17 protein-coding genes are annotated in these 19,585 nt (G+C 71.3%); 6 read left to right on the top strand and 11 right to left on the bottom strand.

Annotated features, from left to right (window positions below):
* Window positions 1-110 precede the first annotated feature (110 nt).
* Window positions 111-1,298, top strand: coding sequence for an acyltransferase (locus ASD48_RS27675; RefSeq protein ID WP_057604460.1), 1,188 nt, complete (start codon window positions 111-113; stop codon window positions 1,296-1,298).
* Here ASD48_RS27675 and ASD48_RS27670 read toward each other — a convergent pair.
* Together ASD48_RS27670 and ASD48_RS27665 are read right to left on the bottom strand one after the other, a co-directional pair.
* Window positions 1,283-2,128 carry a chitosanase gene (locus ASD48_RS27670; protein ID WP_057604459.1) on the bottom strand — a complete coding sequence of 282 codons (846 nt, stop codon included), beginning with the start codon at window positions 2,126-2,128 and terminating at the stop codon, window positions 1,283-1,285. The two genes, ASD48_RS27675 and ASD48_RS27670, sit on opposite strands and share 16 nt — an antisense overlap.
* A gap of 163 nt (window positions 2,129-2,291) precedes the next feature.
* Window positions 2,292-2,624 (bottom strand): hypothetical protein, encoded by a 333-nt coding sequence (locus tag ASD48_RS27665; RefSeq protein WP_057604458.1) that lies wholly within the window; start codon window positions 2,622-2,624, stop codon window positions 2,292-2,294.
* A 203-nt stretch (window positions 2,625-2,827) separates the two neighbouring features.
* Between ASD48_RS27665 and ASD48_RS27660 the strand changes: the two genes are divergently transcribed.
* Window positions 2,828-5,815 carry a carbohydrate binding domain-containing protein gene (locus tag ASD48_RS27660; protein WP_057604457.1) on the top strand — a complete coding sequence of 996 codons (2,988 nt, stop codon included), beginning with the start codon at window positions 2,828-2,830 and terminating at the stop codon, window positions 5,813-5,815.
* 23 nt (window positions 5,816-5,838) lie between these two features.
* Here the strand turns inward: ASD48_RS27660 and ASD48_RS27655 are convergent, their stop codons facing one another.
* Entirely contained in the window at window positions 5,839-6,111 is a 273-nt protein-coding gene (locus tag ASD48_RS27655; RefSeq protein ID WP_057605007.1) for a hypothetical protein, read from the bottom strand.
* 154 nt (window positions 6,112-6,265) lie between these two features.
* Here ASD48_RS27655 and ASD48_RS27650 point away from each other — a divergent pair, with 154 nt between their 5' ends.
* Window positions 6,266-6,970: a hypothetical protein gene (locus ASD48_RS27650; protein ID WP_063887509.1), complete on the top strand. Its 705-nt coding sequence runs from the start codon at window positions 6,266-6,268 to the stop codon at window positions 6,968-6,970.
* A 157-nt stretch (window positions 6,971-7,127) separates the two neighbouring features.
* Here ASD48_RS27650 and ASD48_RS27645 read toward each other — a convergent pair whose 3' ends face one another.
* Both ASD48_RS27645 and ASD48_RS27640 read right to left on the bottom strand, forming a co-directional pair.
* Window positions 7,128-7,706 (bottom strand): hypothetical protein, encoded by a 579-nt coding sequence (locus ASD48_RS27645; protein WP_057604455.1) that lies wholly within the window; start codon window positions 7,704-7,706, stop codon window positions 7,128-7,130.
* A 336-nt stretch (window positions 7,707-8,042) separates the two neighbouring features.
* On the bottom strand, window positions 8,043-8,273 hold the full coding sequence (locus ASD48_RS27640) for a hypothetical protein (protein WP_057604454.1): 231 nt from the start codon (window positions 8,271-8,273) through the stop codon (window positions 8,043-8,045).
* A gap of 385 nt (window positions 8,274-8,658) precedes the next feature.
* On the opposite strand from ASD48_RS27640, the gene ASD48_RS27635 reads away from it, so the two are divergent.
* Both ASD48_RS27635 and ASD48_RS27630 read left to right on the top strand, forming a co-directional pair.
* The gene (locus ASD48_RS27635) at window positions 8,659-8,964 is read left to right on the top strand and encodes a WhiB family transcriptional regulator (protein ID WP_057604453.1); all 306 of its coding nucleotides are present in this window, start codon (window positions 8,659-8,661) and stop codon (window positions 8,962-8,964) included.
* 207 nt (window positions 8,965-9,171) lie between these two features.
* Window positions 9,172-11,151, top strand: coding sequence for an APC family permease (locus tag ASD48_RS27630; RefSeq protein WP_057604452.1), 1,980 nt, complete (start codon window positions 9,172-9,174; stop codon window positions 11,149-11,151).
* A 172-nt stretch (window positions 11,152-11,323) separates the two neighbouring features.
* Here the strand turns inward: ASD48_RS27630 and ASD48_RS27625 are convergent, their stop codons facing one another.
* The 6 genes from ASD48_RS27625 to ASD48_RS27600 all read right to left on the bottom strand — a co-directional run bounded on the left by ASD48_RS27625 (window position 11,324) and on the right by ASD48_RS27600 (window position 18,634).
* Complete coding sequence (locus ASD48_RS27625) at window positions 11,324-12,508, bottom strand: cation:proton antiporter (protein WP_057604451.1); 1,185 nt, start codon at window positions 12,506-12,508, stop codon at window positions 11,324-11,326.
* A gap of 457 nt (window positions 12,509-12,965) precedes the next feature.
* Complete coding sequence (locus tag ASD48_RS43690) at window positions 12,966-13,337, bottom strand: hypothetical protein (RefSeq protein WP_107104416.1); 372 nt, start codon at window positions 13,335-13,337, stop codon at window positions 12,966-12,968.
* Window positions 13,338-13,504: 167 nt separating this feature from the next.
* Complete coding sequence (locus tag ASD48_RS27615) at window positions 13,505-15,115, bottom strand: cation acetate symporter (protein ID WP_242432750.1); 1,611 nt, start codon at window positions 15,113-15,115, stop codon at window positions 13,505-13,507.
* Between the two features lie 395 nt (window positions 15,116-15,510).
* Entirely contained in the window at window positions 15,511-15,732 is a 222-nt protein-coding gene (locus tag ASD48_RS27610) for a hypothetical protein (protein WP_057604449.1), read from the bottom strand.
* 262 nt (window positions 15,733-15,994) lie between these two features.
* Window positions 15,995-17,548, bottom strand: coding sequence for an alpha/beta hydrolase domain-containing protein (locus ASD48_RS27605; protein ID WP_242432779.1), 1,554 nt, complete (start codon window positions 17,546-17,548; stop codon window positions 15,995-15,997).
* Window positions 17,549-17,791: 243 nt separating this feature from the next.
* Window positions 17,792-18,634, bottom strand: coding sequence for an endonuclease/exonuclease/phosphatase family protein (locus ASD48_RS27600; RefSeq protein ID WP_057604447.1), 843 nt, complete (start codon window positions 18,632-18,634; stop codon window positions 17,792-17,794).
* Between the two features lie 483 nt (window positions 18,635-19,117).
* Between ASD48_RS27600 and ASD48_RS45610 the strand changes: the two genes are divergently transcribed.
* The gene (locus tag ASD48_RS45610; RefSeq protein WP_242432749.1) at window positions 19,118-19,579 is read left to right on the top strand and encodes a hypothetical protein; all 462 of its coding nucleotides are present in this window, start codon (window positions 19,118-19,120) and stop codon (window positions 19,577-19,579) included.
* Window positions 19,580-19,585 lie beyond the last annotated feature (6 nt).

Genomic DNA, 19,585 nt, shown 5'->3' with positions numbered 1-19,585 from the left:
CACCCATGCAACCCCCGCCCTTGGTTCCTCCACGCCCGGACAAGTCACCCTCGGTAGCCACGTCGTCACCCACCACCCGCTCCGCGGCGCGGTTGTGCTGGCTCGACGCGTTGCGCGCCGTCGCGGCCCTCGCCGTGGTCCTCGACCATTCGTCGTACGCGTTCCTGGCGGAGTTCCGGCGGGAGCTGGTGCCGCAGTTCAACATCGGACGGTACGGCGTCATGCTGTTCTTCCTGGTGAGCGGGTACATCGTCCCCGCGTCACTGGAGCGCCGGGGGTGCGTCCGGTCGTTCTGGATCGGACGGGTGTTCCGCATGTATCCGCTGTGGGCGGCCGCCGTCACGGCGGTGCTCGTGCTCGACCTCCTGGGCGTCGCCGAGTCGCGCGCCGGTCTGGGCCGGCAGGGCCTCACCACGGTCGCCGTCGCCCATGTCACCCTGCTCCAGGAGCTGCTGGGGACGCCGAGTCTCCTTCTGGTCCTGTGGACCCTCTCCTACGAGATGGCCTTCTATCTGCTGACCGTGGCGCTCTTCACGGTCCGTCTGCACCGTCGTCCGGCGGCGGTCGCCTGCGTCCTCGCCGCGCTCGCCGCCGTGAGCGCGGCGGTGGGGGGCTCGCTGCCGGTCTCCGCGCTCTCCGGCGCCGTCGGCACCGGCCCGCTGGTCGCACTCGCCGCGGCCGCCCTGGTGCTCGCCGTCTGCTGTGCGAGCGCCGGGGCACCCGTGCTGCGTGTGGCGGGCGGCGTACTGGGCGGGGTGTCGGCGCTCGTCCTGGTCGCTTTCAACGGCACGGTCGCGATGTGGGAGGGGCTGGTGATTCTCGCCGTGATGTTCCTGGGCACCGCGGTCCACCGGGCCGCGAACGGCGGGGGCGGCCGGTGGCGCGTGGCCGGCACGACGGCCGTGGTGCTCGTCTGCGCCGTGGGGAGCGCGTACGGACACGGCGACGGCGCGCACTTCACCCGGCGCGGCTGGATCCTGGCGTTCCTGATGGCCGCGCTCACCTTCGGCGCCGGACTGGCGGCGCGCCACCGTCGCGTCCCGAGATCGCTGACCGGGCTGGGAGCGATCAGCTATTCGGTGTACCTGGTCCATCCGGTGCTGCTGACGGTGACCGACGGCACGGTCGGCCGGTGGCGGCAGGACGCTCCCGCGCTGGAGGCGGCGTTTCTCGCCGTACTGCTGCCGCTGTGCGCACTGACCCACCGGTACGTCGAGGTACCGGGGCAGGCGTGGGGCCGCAGACTGGCGCGCCGCGTCCAGCCGGGATCACGCGGAGGCGGTCAGCCGATGTGGTAGCTGTCGCCGTAGACCTTCCAGTCCAGGGGCGGGTCGAGGTCGAGGTTGCCGTTGCGCAGGAAGACGCGCTGGGCGGTGTCGACCCGGCTGGTGTCGCTGTGCGCCTCCTCCTGCTTCATGGCCCAGACCCGGGCGTCGAGGAAGGCGTGCAGATATGCCGTCTCGTCGCCGCCCTGGGCCGGCGGCTTCGCCTTCGTCAGCGCCCGCTTGCGGATGTTGCGGAAGCTGGTGGGGTCGGTTCCGTCGCCGTGCATGACGATGGCGTCGTAGTAGGCGAACTGGCCGAGGGCCCGCAGGCCGTCCGTCTTGCCCTGCCGGACGGCGGGGTTGAAGTAGACGCGGTCGCGCTCGTCGTTCTGGGCCTGCTGGAAGGCCGTGTCCTGGGCGGCCTTGCGCCAGTCCTTCGGGTAGTTCGGGTCGAGACCGGAATGCGAGTCGGTGCCGTCGACCTCGCGCAGGGCGGGCAGGTACTTGGCCAGGACGTTGCCGGGCCTGCGGTCGCTGTAGAGCTGTACGAGGTCGAGCATGTCGCCGGTGCCGGAGCAGAACCCGATGATGCCGGCGGTGTAGCCCCGGCCGTCGCCGATGTCCTCGATGTACCGGTACTGGGCCTTCCAGTCGAGCGAGGAGTTCTCCGCGCTCGACACCAGCTTCATGGCGATCTCCTTCTTCGCCGGGTCGTCGAGGCTCTTCGCCGCGGTTGCCGCGGTGGCCGCGGTCGCCCGGCGGGCGTCGAGAAGCGGGGCGGCGACCAGGGCGCCGGTGAGGGCGAGGAAGAGGCGGCGGGAGGTGGAGGTGGGGCCGTCGACCGGCCGGGATATGTGCACCACAGTGGCTCCAGGTGAGGAGTGGGGGGTGGGGTGACGCTGCACTGCGACTGACAGGAAAGTTTCCTATCAAGGCTCGGCGACAGAAGTAACCCATCGAAGCCATGTTCGTGCGATCGAACAAACGGCCCCACTGCCACTGACCCGCCGTCACACGGGCCGGGAACTAGAACAGTTGGAGCACCTGAGAGGCCAGGAAACCGAGCAGGCCGACATGGAAGACGACCATGCAGATCCACTGCGTCACGGACATCCGCCAGGACGCCGCCCGGAGGATCTCCCACTCACTCACCGCGAAGGCGGCCAGCACCAGGGCGAGCACCTCCCACACCACATGCCACCAGCCCGAAGGGGTCGCCCCCGTCGTGGCGTCCAGGGCCGCCGGGACACGCGCGAGACGCCCCAGCAGAAAAAGGCCGATAAGCAGCTTGTGCCAGCCGTGACGGACCGTCGGCGCGGCGGTCGCCGCCCGGGAGGCGGGCGTGAATCCTGTGGACATTCGCACATTTGATCACCCTCCCGGGCGGGAAGCCATCGCTCCGTTTGCCCCGGGGCAGGTGCACCACCCCTTCTCCCGCACCGCGCGATCCCTTTACGGAGGTGTCATGCCCCTGTAACTTCCGTGCGCAACTCCTTTCAGGAAGTTGCCGGTTGCTCTTTCAAGGCGACTCCCTCCATCCGCTGCCCGTACCGGGAGAGGCCATGAGGCGCGCACCGACAACGTCCCGCAGACACGGACCACCCCGTCCGCTCGCCGCCGCCATGGCCGCGGCCGGGCTGTTCGCAGTGCTCGCGGGCCCGTCCGAACCCGATCCCGCCCCCTTGCGCACCACGGCGGCCGCCTCCAACACGGCGACCGTCTTCTCCTACACGAAGACGAAGAACTGGTCCGCCACCTATCTGCACTACGCCCCCGACGGCGGCACCTGGACCACGGTCCCCGGCGTACGCATGGAGGCAGCCTGCGCCGACTGGGTGAAGCAGACCGTCGACCTCGGCTCGGCCGCCGGGCTCCAGGCCACCTTCAACAACGGCAGCGGCACCTGGGACAACAACGGCGGCGGCAACTACGCACTGGGCACCGGCGCCGTGGCCGTCAAGGACGGAGTGATCGCCCACAGCGATCCGTGCGCCGGCACCGACACGGGCAGCGGCAACGAGGCCACCGTCTACTACTCGACCGCCACCTCCGGATGGACCACCGCCAACATCCACTACGCGCCCACCGGCGGCTCCTGGACGACGGCCCCCGGTGCCGGCATGGAGACCGCCTGCACGGGCTGGTGGAAGAAGACCCTGGCCATCGGTACGGCGACGTCGCTCAAGGCCGCCTTCAACAACGGCAACGGCGTCTGGGACAACAACAACAGCGCGGACTACACGATCCCGCTCGGCACCACGACCGTGAAGGACCGGACGGTCACCTCCGGCGCTGCGGACCCCTGCGCGGCCGAGGCACCCGACACGGAGCCGCCGACCGCCCCGGCAAGGGTCACGGCGAGCGCCACCGACACCTCGGTGGTGGTGGGCTGGGACGCGGCCACCGACAACAAGGGGGTGACGAAATACCAGGTCACGCGCACCGGAGGCACCTTGGGCACGGTGGTCACCGATGCCGGCTCGACGGTCTTCTCCGACACGGGGCTCGAGGAGAAGACCACGTACACCTATACCGTGAAGGCCGTCGACGCGGCCGGGAACACCTCGCCCGCCTCCGCCGCGGCGACCGCGACGACCGGTGAGCGCGCGCCGGCCCCGGCGGCCGGCACCCCGCTGGGCACCGACCCGCGCAAGGACCCCATCTACTTCGTGCTCACCGCCCGCTTCTACGACGGCGACACCGCGAACGACCGCGGCGGCAGCCAGCACGTAAAGTCCGGGAACTCGGCGAACGACGACCCCATGTTCCGCGGGGACTTCAAGGGCCTGGTCGAGAAGCTCGACTACATCAAGGCACTCGGCTTCTCGGCGGTCTGGATCACCCCGGTGGTCCTGAACCGGTCGGACTACGACTACCACGGCTATCACGGCTACGACTTCTACAAGGTCGACCCGCGCCTGGAGTCGGCCGGTGCCTCCTACCAGGACCTGATCAACGCCGCCCACGCCAAGGGCATGAAGATCTACCAGGACGTCGTCTACAACCACAGCTCACGCTGGGGGGCCAAGGGCCTGTTCACGCCGACCGTGTACGGCGTCCGCGACTCCCAGTGGAGCTGGTACTACGACGAGAAGGCCGAGGGCTTCGAGTACGACGGCCTGACCGTGGAGCCCAAGTCCGGGAAGTCCTACTACAACGGCGACCTGTGGTCGACCGCCGAACCGACCGGCAACACCTGTCTGAACTGGGGCAAGCCCACCGGCGGCAAGAGCGCCGAGGGCTACACCCTCTACAACTGCCAGTGGCCCAGCCCCACTTCGGGCATGTTCCCGAAGGCCTACTACCACCAGTGCTGGATCGGCAACTGGGAGGGCGAGGACTCCCGGTCCTGCTGGCTGCACGAGGACCTGGCCGACTTCGACACCGAGTCGACGCCCGTGCAGAACTACCTGATCGGCGCCTACGACAAGTACATCGACATGGGTGTCGACGGCTTCCGGATCGACACGGCCGTCCACATCCCGCGCGTCACCTGGAACCGCCGTTTCCTGCCCGCCATCCACGACCGGGTCAGCCAGAAGTTCGGCACGGAGGCGGCCGCCAACTTCTTCGTCTTCGGCGAGGTCGGCGCGTTCGTCAACGACAAGTGGAACCGCGGCTCCGTGAACCACTCCGCGCAGTTCTTCACCTGGAAGGAGCGCAAGGAGTACAGCGGGGACGACGAGACGGCGGCCCTCGAACAGTTCACCTACGAGAACAACCTCGGCACCGGGAACCAGCCGACGTCGACCAACGCCTTCCTGAGCGGCAACGCCTACCACACGCCCGACCGCAGCCAGTTCTCCGGCATGAACATCATCGACATGCGCATGCACATGAACTTCGGGGACGCGCAGAACGCCTTCGGCAACGGCAAGGACTCCGACGACAGCGTCAACGACGCCACCTACAACGTGGTCTACGTGGACAGCCACGACTACGGGCCGAACAAGTCGAGCACGCGCTACAGCGGCGGCACCGACGCCTGGGCCGAGAACATGGCGCTCATGTGGACCTTCCGCGGCATCCCGACGCTGTACTACGGCTCGGAGATCGAGTTCCAGAAGGGCAAGCAGATCGACTGCGGGCCGAGCTGCCCGCTGGCGTCCACCGGGCGCGCCTACTTCGGCGACCACCTGGCCGGCTCCGTCACGGCCTCGGACTTCGGCACGGTCGCGAGTGCGAGCGGCACGGTCGCCACCACCCTGGCCCAGCCATTGGTCAAGCACCTCCAGCGGCTGAACCAGATCCGCCGGGCGGTCCCGGCACTGCAGTCGGGCCAGTACTCGACCGACGGGATCAGCGGCGGAATGGCCTTCAAACGCCGCTACACCAGCGGCGGCACGGACAGTTTCGCAGTGGTGACGGTCACCGGCGGGGCGAGCTTCACCGGCATCCCGAACGGCACCTACAGGGACGCCGTCACGGGTGACGTGCAGAGCGTCTCGAACGGCACCCTGACGGTGGCCGCCCCGGGCAAGGGCAACCTGCGGGTGTACGTACTGAACGGCCCCGGGAAGATCGGCGCCGACGGGCCGTATCTGAAGTGACCCCGCCGCGGGACGCGGGCTCGTCAGGGGGCGCCCGGCGCGTCGCCCAGCCAGTCGAGACGGCGGTCGTCGCCGGTGCGTCGCCCGTACAGGGCGCGGCCGCCGGGCCCGTAACGGCCTATCTCCGTGATCAGCGCCACCTCGCGCAGCTCGTGCCGGGTCCGGTCCGTGACGTCCAGCAGCAGGCCGTCCAGCGGGCCGCCCACGAGTTGCGCGTAGGCGCGGTCCGGGCGGGGTCCCGCGTCGTCGTGGTCGGCGCCGTAGACCCGGCCCCGCAAGAACTCAACCTCGTCCATGACCAGCAGCTTGTCACCCACCACTGACAACGGCCCGTTGAGCACTCTTCGGCCAAGGACATGGCGGAAAAGTGGCATCCGGGCGCGATCCCCGACCCGGCCGGGTAACCACCCCGTACGCATCGTTGTGTATGGGGTGGGGGGGCCGGCCCTGATGGCACGCAGGCGGGAGCGGGAGCGGAGCGGCGATTCGGCGCGGGCCCGGCGTCGGCGGACCGTGCGCGAACTGCGCGCGTCGGGCCGCTACGGACCAAGGCTGCGCGAGGTGCTGCCCGCCCTCACCGCCACGGTCGTCCTCGTGGGCGCCGCCCTCGGCGGAATCGCTCTGGTCTACCGCGAGTTCGGCGGTCCGGCCTGCGCGCTGCTGCTCGCGCCGTCGGCGGTGGTCGCCGCCGTGGTGCGCCGTCTGTCCAGGCGGCCCGCCCGGCGCCGGGGCGGGTACTACAGCGCCCGGGAGCTGGCCGAGCTGGACATGCCGGAGCTGGTGCTCGCCGTGGCCCGGATGCTCCGTCGGGACGGCTGGCGGGTGCTCCCGCCCCCTCGGCACGACACCCACCATCTCGCCGCCCGCGACGGCCGCGGACGACTGCTCGACGTGGCGTTCCGTCCCGTGGCCGAGCCGCTGCCCGACGAGGAGTCGGCCTGTTCCTGCCGGGCGCGATTACGGGGTCGGGGGCAGGCCGGGCCCCCGCTGCGGCTCGTCGTGCACCGGGGGACGTTCACCCACCGGGACGAGGTGTGGGCCGCACGCGAGCCCCACACGTATCTGATCGACGGTCCCCGTCTTCAACTGTGGGCGTGCGGAACACCGTTGGGCCAGCTGGCGGGCGGGCTCGTCCCCGCCCCCCGGCGCGCGTGATCCGCGCTCGCCGCCCGGCCGCGGCACCCGTGCCGGTCCGGCGCCCAGGGGCCGGCCCGGTCGGTGCCGTCGGTGGACCACCGGCGCGTCCTCGGGAGTCACGCGCTGCGCGGGCTCATGCGCGGGTCGCGTGTCACGCGGACCCGCCACACGCGCGTTACGAGACGGCGGCCTTCTTGGCGCCGGAGAACGCGGCGAACGCGCCGATGGCGAGGAACAGGAAGGTCATCGCGTCGGCCGTCTCGCTCCAGCCCTCGGTCAGCAGGTCGAAGTGCTCGGTGAACAGCGAGGTCGCGGAGACGTCGAGCTCGTCGGCGCCGATCATCGCGATGCCGATGAGCTGGCCGAGGTAGACCGCGCCCAGCGACAGCAGGGCACTGACCACGGGCAGGACCGGGTTGGTGCCACCGATCTTGCCCGCCGCGAAGCCGATGAGGAAGCCGACGCCGACGGCGGCGTAGCCGATCTCGTACTCGGTCGCGCCGACGATCCCGCCGTAGACACCGGCGGTGGCCAGGGCCACGACGACGGCGACGACCAGGCCCAGGGCGAGGTTGTTGCGGGCCGGAGCGGCAGGGGGCGCGAACGGGGCGGAGGAAGGCGGGGCGCCACCGGGCTGCTGGGCATAGGGGTTGCCCTCGGCGGGCTGCGGTGCGGCGGGCTGCGGGGCGCCCGGTGCGGCCGGCGGCTGGGCGAACGGGTTGCCCTCGGAAGGCGGCGGAGCTGACTGGGTCATGACAGGTTCCCCCCACGGGAATGATGCGACGAGTGGTGTGGTGTGCGCGCACGAGTGTGCGACAGGACGCCGAACACTAGCAGGCGCGGTGACCCTCTTCACCAGGGATTACACGGGGCATTTCGAGCGGGAACCGCCCGGCCGTTCCGCGCGGGAGGGCGCGGGAATCCGTGGGGAATCCGCCGGGAGTCCGAGCGGCACCGACGCCTTCCCTGCCGGGGATCGCCTGCGCCCGCGCGACCCCCGCAGCCCCTCTCGTGCTCCGTCCACGAATCGTCCTGCGTCCACGAGCCGAGACCGTGCAGGTCACGTCTCGCGGGCCGAAAGCACCGGGCCTCAGGGGAACACGGGCGTCACCACCGGTTCGCAGTCGGCGCCACAACCGGAATCGGTCCACAGCGCCAGGCCGATCACCAGGAAGAGCACGGCGAGGACCGACAGGTAGAGGAGGCGCCAGGGCCATTCCAGCGCCTCAGGGCCCCAGAGCCACCGTCTGCCGACGATCAGCATGAGGACGGCGACGGGCAGGAGCAGTCCTCCCACGACAGCCAGCAGCGCCGAACCCATGGACGGCCTCCCTCGGGGAGCGCGTGAACGACCGGAGGTCGAGCACGGCGACACCAACGCGACATCAAAGATGTCGATTTCGACGGCGGCACGGTTCCCTGTGTCAGTGATGTCCCGCAGCCGGCCGGCCACGGCCACCACGGGCCGGGCGGACGCATCGCCCGTCTCGCGCGCGGTGCCCGCCGTGGGAGCCTGGCCGGCCACCGCCGGCCGGGTGGCGCCACACTCGACGATCACACCGGCCGGTGTGATCCCGCATCGCCGACCCCTACCACAAAGCAGACATATAAGCCTAAGATGCTCGGAACCTCTGCCGGAGCCGCGGCACAGGCGTGTGCCGCGGCCGTCGCTCGCCCTGCCCTCGGGCAGCCCTGAGAGGTGCACCATGACCGGCTCATGCTGCGAACACCCGGCAACCACCGACTGGCGCGATCAGGCCGCGTGCGTCGGCGAAGACCCCGAGATCTTCTTCCCGCTCTCGGACCTCGCGGCCCCCGGCACGGAAGCCTCGCTGGCCCGAGCGGTATGCCGCCGCTGCGCCGTACTCGTCGCCTGCCGCGACTGGGCACTCGAACACGGCGAGGACGACGGGATCTGGGGCGCCACGACGGCCGCCCAGCGCCGCGCCATACGACGGGCAACGACAGAGCCGACTCCCGCGGTCGGACGCCACCGCGACGAGCAGGAGTAGGCCGACGGCCGTCGGTCGGCGCACGCGGGCGAATTCCTCCGAGGTCAGCACGCACACCCCACGAGTGACGGGGCAGAAGGGCGGGGATGCGCGCTTTCCGCAGGCTGCCGTCCCGGTAGGGGGAAGGCGCCTGGAGGCCGCATACTCGGTGATCGTTGCGGACTGTGGAGCTCTGCCCGCCGAGCGGGTCGAAGGGTGTGGGGGGATATGACCGACGTGAACGAGCTGGCCGCGGTGGACGTGGTGGAGGGTTCCGCCGCACCGGAGCGTCAAGGCGGCGCTCTGGCGCGGTGGTTGCTGCGCCACCGGGTGCAGGCGGTCAATCCCGCGGCGGAGGCGGGCTCCGGCGAGTCCCACGCCTGGTGGAAGGTGATGTGCCTGACCGGCGTCGACTACTTCTCCAGCCTGGCCTACGTACCGGCCATCGCCGCCCTCGCGGCCGGTGCGGTCTCACCGCTGGCCACTCTTCTGCTCGTGTTGCTCACCCTGGTGGGCATGCTGCCGATGTACCGGCGGGTGGCCGGCGAGAGTCCGCACGGGGCCGGATCGGTGGCGATGCTCGAAGACCTGCTGCCGTTCTGGCGGGGCAAACTGTTCGTCCTGGTCCTGCTCGGGTTCGTGGTGACCTCGTGGATCATCACGATCACCCTGTCCGCGGCCGACGCCTCCGTGCATCTGGTGGAGAGCTCCTACGCGCCGCATGCTCTGCAAGGACATGAGGTCGTCATCACCGTGGCGCTCCTCGTGCTCCTCGGCGGGGTCTTCCTGCTCGGGTTCAGCGAAGCGGTGAGCGTGGCCATCCCCCTGGTCGCCGTCTTCCTCGCGCTCAACGCGGTGACCATCGGCGTCGGCCTGGTGGATGTGTTCACCAGCCCGGACGCCTTCTCGGCCTGGACCGGCGCACTCACCCGAGGCCGCGGATTCGGCGACCTGGCCGAGCCCGCGCTGCTGGCCTTCCCGCTGCTGGTGCTGGGCCTGTCCGGATTCGAGACCGGGGTGAGCATGATGCCGCTCATCACCGCCGAGGGCGAGAGCACCGAGCAGCGGCTGAAGTCCCGCGTCCGCAACGCCCGCAGACTGCTCACGACGGCCGCACTCGTCATGAGTGTCTACCTGCTCGCCGCCAGTCTCGTGACCACCGTCCTCATCCCGCACAAGGAGTTCGAGGCGGGCGGGGCGGCCAACGGCCGGGCCCTGGCCTGGCTGGCCCACGAACACGTCGGTGAAGCCTTCGGCACCGCCTACGACATCAGCACCATCCTGATCCTCTGGTTCGCGGGCGCCTCCGCCATGGCCGGACTGGTCAACATCGTCCCGCGCTATCTTCCCGCCTACGGCATGGCCCCCGAATGGGGCCGCGCGGTACGCCCCGTCGTACTCGTCTACACAGCCCTGTGCGTCATCATCACCATCGCCTTCGACGCCGACATCGACGCCCAGGCCGGGGCCTACGCCACCGGCATCCTCGCCATGATGGTCTCCGGTGCCTTCGCCGTCACCGTCTCCGCACTGCGTCGCCGCCAACGCGCCCTGTCCGTGGGATTCGCCGCGCTCACCGCGGTGCTGCTCTACGCGCTGGGGGCCAACATCATCGACAAGCCCGACGGCATCACCATCTCCGCGATGTTCATCGTCGGCATCATCACCATCTCGCTGATCTCCCGCATCTCACGCACCACCGAACTGCGCGCGGACAAGATCGTGTTCGACGAGGCCGCCCGCCGGTTCATCGCCGACACCCTCGCCCACGACAACGCCATCAACATCATCACCAACCGCCGCCAGGCCGGAGACGGCGCCGAGTACGCCGACAAGGAACGCGAGCAGCGGGCCACCAACCCCGTGCCCGGCCTCGCCGACATCCTGTTCCTGGAGATCGACGTCGTCGACCCCTCCGACTTCAGCGAAACCCTCACCGTCCACGGCGTCGAGATCGACGGACATCGCATCCTGCGAGCCGAAGCCCCCGCCGCGCCGAACGCCATCGCCGCGATCCTTCTCACCCTGCACGACACCACCGGCGTCCAGCCGCACTGCTACTTCGCCTGGGCCGAAGGCAGCCCCCTGACCCACATGTTCCGCTACTTCCTCCTCGGCCGCGGCGACACCGCCCCCGTCACCCGCGAGATCATCCGCCGGCACCAGCCCGACCCCGCCCGCCGCCCCGGCATCCACGTCGCGGGCTGACACCGCGAGGCGAGTCCGGGCGGGTCGGCTCGGGACACGACGACGGCCCGCGCCCGTGACCGGGGCCGTGCGCCGACCTGCCCCGCGTCCGGCATTTTCGTCCTCGGCGTGCGGGATCGGCTCGTCCTCGGCGTGCGGGATCGCCGGGAACACCCCTCGCCCCCGTCCGGTCTCAGTGGTGCTGCGGTCGAGCCCGGCCTCGGGTCACCAGGCGTACGAGGAGGTGCGCGCGCCCCGCGGCCACGGGACCGAGCACGGCCAGCACGAGGACGTACCCGGCGATGAAGGGGGCGAGCCGGTCGTCGAGTCCCGCGCTCGCGGCCATGGCGGCGAGGATCAGCGCGAACTCGCCGCGGGCCAGGAGCGTGGCGGCGATGTTCGCGGCGGGTTCGGGACCGTAGCCGTAGAGGCGGGCCACGATCAGGCCCGCCGCCACGTTCATGCACAGGGTCAGGGCGGCCGCGAGGACGACCGGGGCGAGGACGGCCGCGAAGTCACCGGGGTCGATGGCCAGTCCGAACGCGAAGAAGAAGATCGCGGCGAAGGCGTCCCGCAGGGGATGCACCAGGCGGCGGATCCTGGCGGCCGACGGGGTCTGGGCGAGGATCAGACCGACCATGAACGCCCCGATGGCGTCCGCGACGCCGAGAAGCTCGGAGACTCCGGCGACGAGTACGGCGGCACCCAGAAAACTGATGACGAGGAGTTCGTCGTCGCGGACATGGATGAGCCGGCCGATGAGCCGCGTGCCCCAGCGGGCGGTGGCGGCCAGGACCAGCAGGAACCCGAACGCCTTCGACACCTGGAGCAGCACCTCGGCGGCGCCGTGCGCGCCACCGATGACGGGCTGGAGCGCCGCGAGGTACAGGGCGAGGAAGACGTCCTCCACCACGATGACGCCCAGGATCAGACGGGTCTCCGGACGGCCGAGACGCCCCAGGTCGATGAGGATCTTGGTGACGATGGCGGAGGAGGATATCCCGAGGACGCCCGCGAGGACGAGCGCCTCCCGCGTGCCCCAGCCCAGCGCGAGGCCGAAGCCGAGTCCGGCGCCGACGTTCAGCAGCAGATAGCTTCCCCCGGCCAGGGCCAGGCGTCTGCCGCCGGTCTTCAGGTCGTCGAGGTGGAACTCCAGACCGAGGTAGAACAGCAGCAGCACCAGGCCGAGTGCCGACAGCATCTCGAAGTCGTGGGCGTCCTCGACCAGGACGAAGCCCGGGGTGTGCGGTCCGAGCAGCATGCCGGCGAGGGTGAACAGGGGGATGGTCGGCAGCCCGATGCGGTTGCCGAGACGGGCGAGGAAGGCCGCGGCGAGGAAGGCGCCGCCCATGGCCAGCAGGGCGTCAGCGTGTCCCATGCGTCACCTCCCTTCCGGGGAGGCGGAGTCGGACTCGTCGCTCGGCACGGGAGAGGATGGGCGGTTCTCCTTCGCGGGTGGTGACAGGCGGACGGACGCGCCGACGGCCGCGATCGGCCCGTCTCGACGCCACCCGGTGTTCCGGGCCTCCTCCACGATCACGCGCCGGTGGGGGTCGGCACCATCGGGGTCAACACCCATTTGTCCCGAGGCGATCCCCTCCCTGCCCCCCTGGATCTCCCGGGCTCCCCCCCCTGCCCCCCCTGGACCCCCTGGACCCCCACCCTGGGCCCCGGCCTTCCCCCCCCCGCCTCGTCGGCACGAGTTGACGGGCCTTCTGGGCCGCTGGTGCTGTCAGGCGTCGTGGTCGGCGTCATGGTCGGCGTCGACGACGCCCGCGGCGCCCGGGGCCGGTCGCCCCCTCTCGCACGCCCGCACCACGGCAAGGCTCACTGGCTCAGTGGGCGGCGATCCAGCGCCGGACGGCCTCGTTGACGGTGTCGTCGAGGGCGCTCAGCGCTTCCACGGCATGCAGGTCGCCCGGCACGGGCGCGACTCCCGCCCGGGTGAGTGCCGCGTGCAGTTCCAGGCGGCGCCGGTCGGCCGGGGCCATCACCAGGGGCAGTCGCCGACCCGGGTCGGGAGCAGGCCACGGTGCCTCCTCCTCGACCGGCCGCGCCTGCGGCGGCACACGCCAGTCCTCGTCCCCCCACTGCTCTGCGGAGTCCGCCCCGCTCAGAGTCGTCTGCGCGTCGAATCCGCAGCGGTAGGGGTCCAGGATCAGCTCGGGCACCGTCACGGCGGTCGGTGAGTACTGCCACTCCTGCATACAACCTCCAGCATTCGGCGTTCACTTGGTGTCCAGGAGGCGGCCTGCCCGGTCGACGGTTGCGGCACCGGAGACGAACCACCCGAACGCCCCCAAACCCATCTCGTCACACGAGCGGTTTTCCCGCTTCTCCTCCACCAGGCGCTCCGCGTCGTACGGAGACCCGCTCAGGAGCGTCCCGCGGCATCGGGACTGCGTGCGTCCCGACGCAGGGTGCCCGTCCCGTGGTGCCAGGGTTCCCCCGAGGCCTCGGGGCGGTCGCGGCCGATGAGACCGAGCAGGAAGCCCACGGGGATGGTGATCAGCCCCGGGGTCTGGAGCGGGAACCAGTGGAAGTCGTGGTCGGGGAAGAGCGCGATGGGCGTGCCCGAGACGGCGGGGGATCCCGCCATGAGCAGCGCGATCAGCGGCAGGGTCCCGTAGACGGTCCAGCGCGCCCCGGTGGCGGTGTGGCCGGGCAGGAAGAGCGCGTACAGCAGGACCGGGGCGAGCACCGAGGCGGCGACGGTGAACGACAGCGAGATCAGTGTCAGTCGGCCGCGGTCCTCGACGATCACGGCCAGCAGGACGGCGGCCGCCCCGACCAGGACGATGCCGATCCGGGCCCGGCGGATCTCGCCGCCGGGCGAGCGGCGCGCGGTTCCGTGGACGGGCCGGCCGCCGAAGTCGCGGACGAGACTGGAGGCGGCCGCCAGGGTGATACCGGCGACGGCCGCGAGCGTGGTCACGAAGACGGCGCAGGCGACGGTGGCGAACAGCATGCTGTGCCGGACTCCCCCGGCGACCGGGTCGAGCGCGCCCGTGAGCATGAGCAGCGCGGTCGCTCCCCCGGGGTCGGCGGCCCGCAGCAGATCCCGGCCGATCAGCGCGCAGGCGCCGAGTCCGGCCACCACCACCGCGGCGCACACCACCGTGACGGGGCCCACCGCCCAGCCGACGGCACGGCGAGCGGTACGGGCGTCGCGCAGGGGGTGCAGCCGCATGGTGAGGTGCGGGAGACACGCGGCGCCGAGCAGGAGGGTGGTCTCGAAGCTGATCAGGTCGAGGCGGCCGGCGAGGGAGTGGCCGAAGTGGAGTCCGGGGTACGCGTAGTCGGCGCCCGCCTCGGAGCGGTCCCGGGCGGCGTCGAAGAGACCCGCCGGTGACCATCCGTACCGGGCCAGGACGAGCCCGGCCACCAGCAGCATCGCGGTCAGCACGACACCGACCTTGAGGACCTGTACGTAACCGATGCCGCGCATCCCGCCGAAGGCGGAGTAACAGACCATCAGCGTCCCGGCGGCGACGGTGCAGCCGGTGAGGGCGCCCCCCGGGAGGCCGAACATGGCCACCATGATGTGGCCCGCGGTGGAGAGCTGCACCAGCAGCAGCGGGGTGAGGACGACGAGGGTGGCGACGCCGAGCGCGCGGCGCACGGAGAGGTCGCCGAGCCGGTCGGCGAAGAAGTCCCCCAGAGTGAACACGCCGCCGTGGCGCAGGGGTTCGGCCAGGATCCGCAAGACCAGGTAGAGCGAGACGACGGTGGCGCAGGCGAAGAGCATGCCGTCGGCGCCGTCGAGGGCGACCGAGCCCGTCGTGCTGAGCAGGGTGGCCGCGGAGATGTAGTCGCCGGCGATGGCGAGTCCGCTGCCGGCCGGGCCGAACGCGGCGCTGCCACCCGCGTAGAAGTGCTCGGGGTCGTCCAGGTCGGCCGCCGCCAGCCCGCACATCAGCAGGGACACCGCGACGAAGACGAGGAAGACCACGACGGCGAACGAGTGTCCGTCACCGTTGCTCATGCCCGGCCCTCCGGCCTCGGCGCCGGGTACGAAGTCGTCCCGGCGGTCGGGGCTTTCGGCGCGTACAGGCCGTTCAGCGCGCAGGGGCCGCCGTTCGGCCCGTACCGGTCGTGCGGGCTGTCCAGGCCGTTCGGTGTGTACAGGCCGTGCGGGCCGTTCGGTGCGTACGGGCCTGGCGGTGGAGGGGATGCGGGAGACATGGCGGTCATGCCATCAGCCGGCCGGGGTCGCGTACAGCGGACGGGGCAGGCAGGAGGCGGTGGCACAGCGGGGCCACGGCGGGGCTGTGCGAGGGCACAGGCGCGCCTCGACGGCCCTCCCCGCGTCCGCACGCAGTCCCTTCCCGGCCAACTTCGGCGGGTGCCGCACCGTTCGTGCCCGCCGTCCGGACCGGGTCAGAACAGTTCGTCCTGCTCCATGGGGCCGGTCCGGCCCGCTGTGCGCCGGAGCGGTTGCCGGGCGGGCGGTTCCTTGCCGAAGAGGGGAACTGTGCCGTACTCGTCGGGTTCGGCCGGCACAGGGGTGGGTCCCGTCCCCACGTTCAGACGCAGCGGGACGTCCCGGTCGAAGTCCGCCGGCGTCATCGCCGACCACTCGCGGTCCTCGCGTTCACTCATCAGTGCTCCTCCACCCTCGGAGCTTCTCCTACCCCTGCCCCTCGGCCCGCACGCCCGGGCGATGATCAAGAACCCGTACGGCCGGACGCCCGGCGAGGTCACCCGGTCATGTCGTCCCGCCCTCGTCGGCAGCGCCGAACCGAGGCCCGCGCGGCAGCCTCCGGGAGGAGGTGGCGAGGGCCCGATCGGCTCGGCGCCGCGTCATGTCCTGCCGCGGCGGTCGACGAGGAGATAGCCGCGGCAGAGGGCAGTTGACCGGGTGTCAGCCGCCGATGTCCGACTGCTCGGCGGCGGTGACGACCGTGGTCGCGTCCTGCGGCAGGAGGTATCCGGCGGTCGCGGAGGCCTGCGCGGCCGCCCGCACCTTGCTCACATAGTCCTCGTGCGTCGGGTACAGCCGGCTGAGCACCGGTTCTGCGCGGGGCGGGAACGCCGGGTCGGACGGGTCGGCCGCGTCATGCCGGTCCCACGGGTCGGTGTCGCCGTTCCACGGGTCCCTGGCGCCGTAGAGACCGCAGAAGACTCCGCTGCCGCCGGTGTCCCGGGCTCCGGTGAGCGTCCGGGTGGGCACCGCCACGTCGGGGAGCCGGATGCCACCGACGGCCAGGCCGGTGGCGGGGTCGCGCAGGTCGGCGTTGAGCTGTGGCCCGCTCGCGGGCCGGGGGCCGCCCTGCGCCCAGCGGGTCAGGTGGTGCAGCGCCGCGTTCATCGCGTAGTGGCCGGGGCCGTCGTTGTACGGGGCCGATCCGGCGGCGCAGTCGGGCTGCGGTGCGGCGGTACCCGCGGACCTGGTCACGGTCGGCCCGCCGAGGTCGTAGGCCCATTGATCGCCATGGGCGGTGCCGGCCACCTCCCAGCGGACGAGGCGGTCGGTGTCGGGCTGCCGTGCCGCGGACGCCCCCGGCACATCGGTCTCCGTCAGCACGACGAACGTCGGTACGGACAGGTCGGTACGGAACCGCGACGGGTACGGCATCAGCAGGATGTCGCCCAGGTCGCCGCTGATGGGCGCGGCGAGGGCGCTGTTGCTGTGCACCATGAAGCCGTCGTAGACGCCGGAGACGGGCTGGACGGCGTTGGCGTACGTCGTCATGAGACCGGCCGACTGCGATTCGCCGTCGCCGAGCAGCGTTTTGATCGTGAGGCCGCCGAGCGGATCGGGCCCGTCGGGGGTGCGCAGTGCCTGCCCCGCCTGGCTGAAGATGTCGTAGGCGAAGGCGTCACCGGGGTGGACCAGGCTGCCGTACCGGGCCGGATCCCAGCCCTTCAGCCCCTTGATCTCACCGAGACCGCCGTTGACGCCGACCGCCTGGGCCGAGACACCGACCCAGGCGTATCCCTCGCGCAGCAGCTCGTCCCGCTCGAACCAGTAGTCCGGGGAGAGTTCGAGCTGCCCGCTGACGTTGAGCCACTCCACGACGACGGTGCCGTTGAACCTCGCCGCGTCGACGGGCCGGCGGACGAGAAGGCGGCTCTTGTAGGCGGCCCGGCCGGACGCGCGTACGTTCCAGCGGCCGTCGGAGCCCCACAGCCCCGACTTGGAGTACGAGGTGGCCGTGCCCGCGATGAAGTACTCGCTCTCGGTGTAGCCGAACGAGCCGAGGTCCTCCGCCGCCGCCAGGAAGGGGAAGCCGCGGCTGCCGGCCGGCGGGACGGTGACGGTGGGGTTCGCGGCCTCGGCCCGGGCAGGACCGGCTTGGACGGGATCGCCTTGGACGGGACCGGCCTGGGCGGCAGACGTGCCGAGGAGCGTGGTGACGAGCACCGCTCCGAGGGCGGTGGCGGTGGCCCACCGCCGGGGTAACCGGACGGACATGCTCACGGTTGCCTCCGTGAATTCCGTGTCGAATGGTCAGGGCGACGCAGTCTCGTCCTGCCGCACCGGGCGGCCAACGGCGAATTCACCGGTGTCGCGCAACGGCGGTCCCTGCCACGGTGGTTCTCGGGGCACGGGGGTTCTGAAGGCACGGTGGTTCTGGAGGCACGGGGGTTCTGGGGGCAGGTGTTTTTGGGGGCGCCGGCTCACGGGAGCACCCAGCGAGCGGGCCGCCATGCCCACTTACGTGGTGTCCAGGTCGGCCTGCACCAGATCGTGGTCCGAGTGCGGGGTCGGATGCACACCGTGCTTGAGCGAGACGACACCCCGCAGGAAGATGTAGTCGAACTTGCTCTGCCAGTCGGTGGTCGTCTTGCAGTCGCCGTTGAGCGAGGGACGGCACCGGGGGTCCGCATCCGTGGCCAGTTCCCACATCCCGGCCAGTTCGGGGGCGTCCGGCACGGCGTTGAAGTCGCCGAGAACGACCGCGCGCCTGTGCCGGGCCACGGCAGCGGCGAGCACGTCGGTCTGACCTGCTCGGACCGCCTCCTGGCGTCGTTCGGCAAGGTGTGTGTTGAAGACCCGCAACTGCCGGCCGCCCACAGTGGTGGTGACCGCCATGTACCCACGGTCCTCGGATCCGCCGTCGGGATATTCCACGGTGACCGGGTCGCTCATCGGCGCCGCGGAGAGAATCGCCTGGCCGTAGGCCCCCGGACTCCACAGCGCTCCCCCGCAACGGCCCCAGTTCCGAAGAACCGTGCCGTACTCGACGTGGTACACGAGCCCGTGGCGGCTCTCCAGATAGTCCCGGATCCTCTCGACGTCCCGCACGCACGCCTCCTGCAGGCCGATGACCTGGGGTGCGTACGTGGCGATCTCCGCCGCCCGGTCGGCGTTGCTTTCCTCGCAGGGGTTGCAGATGTTCCACGTCATGACCCGGTTCGGGACGACATCCCTGACGGCTTCGACGGGCAGCGACCTGGCCGAGGGGGCACCACTGCGTGCGTTGTGGCCCACGAGCAGCACGCAGGCCACGATCAAGGCGCCGGTGAGCAGACGCACTCCCCTAGCGGGCACCAGCATCGCCTCCTCAGGCCGGGAATCCAGGGCGTCCGACGTCCCCACGCACGAGGTTATGGGACAGGGCCGTCAGATGTGCCGGGTAGGGGCGATACCTTGCCGTCATGTGCATTTCGACAGGTGAGGCCGTGTTCTCCGGCACGATCGTGTACTGCGGACGGCAGCACCACCCCGTGCACGGCCTCATCCACGTCCTGGGCTATCAGAACACCGCCGTCAACCTGACGGACGGCCCGAACGCCATGCTGCTGCACCTGCCCACCGGACAGCTCACCCCCCGGCAGTTCCTCTCGGCCGGACGCACCGGCGACGTCCTGCACCGCATGGTCGCCGCCGCCGAGTCCGCGGCCGCGGCGACCGACGGCATCGCGTGGATGGGCGCGGAACCCCAGCCCGTCCAGGTCTTCGAGCACGACATCTACACGGTGCTCCTGGCCGCCGACCCCACCGCGGTCCCTGCCGCGCTGCGCTGGGTGCGGGACCCGATTGCAGGTGCCGCCGCACCGGCGCCCCGACCTCGACCCGGGCCTCCTGCGCTTCTACGCGGACCACTTCCCCGACCACACCATCGCCGTGTGCTGCTTCGGCAACGCCGACGCGCGACGCGCCAAGCCCCTGCTGCTGTGGTACTCGCCCCTCGACCCCGACCGGCTGACCGTGCCGGCCCTGGACAGCCACACCGGCGCCGCGCCGGATCCCGACGCCGCCGTGCCGGTCGACCACTGGGTTCTGTTCTCCACCGACCGAGCCCCCTCCGGCTGGGGCGCACCCGTCGTGTACCCCGGGGACATGCGCCACAGCCTGCGTGACTTCCTCCCCACCGCCGTCGCGGGCCGGCACTACGGCCGCGGGCAGGCCCTGCCCAACGGAGACTTCACCATCAGCCACCGCGACCTGCTCGCGGGCGACCTGGACCGCATCGAGCGTCTGCGACCCGCCCGCCGCTGAAGGACC

It is taken from the genome of Streptomyces sp. Root1310, from assembly GCF_001426425.1.
In the GTDB taxonomy this organism is placed as follows: domain Bacteria; phylum Actinomycetota; class Actinomycetes; order Streptomycetales; family Streptomycetaceae; genus Streptomyces.
The sequence above is the reverse complement of the archived record's forward strand: the minus strand, read 5'-3'. Positions and strand labels throughout refer to the sequence as shown.

Excerpts from the sequence above, each read along its gene's own strand:
- ASD48_RS27665 (WP_057604458.1), bottom strand. The coding sequence starts at position 2,624 with ATGTCCACAGGATTCACGCCCGCCTCCCGGGCGGCGACCGCCGCGCCG.
- ASD48_RS27660 (WP_057604457.1), top strand. The coding sequence starts at position 2,828 with ATGAGGCGCGCACCGACAACGTCCCGCAGACACGGACCACCCCGTCCG.
- ASD48_RS27655 (WP_057605007.1), bottom strand. The coding sequence starts at position 6,111 with ATGGACGAGGTTGAGTTCTTGCGGGGCCGGGTCTACGGCGCCGACCAC.
- ASD48_RS27650 (WP_063887509.1), top strand. The coding sequence starts at position 6,266 with ATGGCACGCAGGCGGGAGCGGGAGCGGAGCGGCGATTCGGCGCGGGCC.
- ASD48_RS27645 (WP_057604455.1), bottom strand. The coding sequence starts at position 7,706 with ATGACCCAGTCAGCTCCGCCGCCTTCCGAGGGCAACCCGTTCGCCCAG.
- ASD48_RS27640 (WP_057604454.1), bottom strand. The coding sequence starts at position 8,273 with ATGGGTTCGGCGCTGCTGGCTGTCGTGGGAGGACTGCTCCTGCCCGTC.
- ASD48_RS27635 (WP_057604453.1), top strand. The coding sequence starts at position 8,659 with ATGACCGGCTCATGCTGCGAACACCCGGCAACCACCGACTGGCGCGAT.
- ASD48_RS27630 (WP_057604452.1), top strand. The coding sequence starts at position 9,172 with ATGACCGACGTGAACGAGCTGGCCGCGGTGGACGTGGTGGAGGGTTCC.
- ASD48_RS27625 (WP_057604451.1), bottom strand. The coding sequence starts at position 12,508 with ATGGGACACGCTGACGCCCTGCTGGCCATGGGCGGCGCCTTCCTCGCC.
- ASD48_RS43690 (WP_107104416.1), bottom strand. The coding sequence starts at position 13,337 with ATGCAGGAGTGGCAGTACTCACCGACCGCCGTGACGGTGCCCGAGCTG.
- ASD48_RS27615 (WP_242432750.1), bottom strand. The coding sequence starts at position 15,115 with ATGAGCAACGGTGACGGACACTCGTTCGCCGTCGTGGTCTTCCTCGTC.
- ASD48_RS27610 (WP_057604449.1), bottom strand. The coding sequence starts at position 15,732 with ATGAGTGAACGCGAGGACCGCGAGTGGTCGGCGATGACGCCGGCGGAC.
- ASD48_RS27605 (WP_242432779.1), bottom strand. The coding sequence starts at position 17,548 with ATGTCCGTCCGGTTACCCCGGCGGTGGGCCACCGCCACCGCCCTCGGA.
- ASD48_RS27600 (WP_057604447.1), bottom strand. The coding sequence starts at position 18,634 with ATGCTGGTGCCCGCTAGGGGAGTGCGTCTGCTCACCGGCGCCTTGATC.